We start from the raw sequence: 225 nt of genomic DNA, 5'->3' as shown, positions 1-225 counted from the left end.
CGCTTGCATCGAGATGGTTTGCTTTGGCTTGTTCTTGTTTGTAGGTGGAGATGAGTATGCCTTCTCCCGCTCGTACTGCACCCCATTGGTCGGTTCTGAGTTCGAAACCTTCACCACGTCCTTCACTTTCTGCGGTTGCTTTGGGATGACTGAGATTCCCTAGGTTGAGTTGGCTCGCCCCGTGGGTGTTTTGCAGTTGGGTGGAGATTTGTCCTGTGGTGTCAT

1 protein-coding gene is annotated in these 225 nt (G+C 52.0%); it reads right to left on the bottom strand.

The genetic code is table 11. From position 1 onward, the window contains the following. Positions 1 to 225 (bottom strand): type VI secretion system Vgr family protein (locus AC1M89_RS14885; RefSeq protein WP_481614415.1); only part of this gene is annotated, 225 nt, incomplete at both ends.

Source organism: Acinetobacter sp. ANC_7635, assembly GCF_056779945.1.
This window is presented reverse-complemented; position numbering and strand designations above follow the sequence as displayed.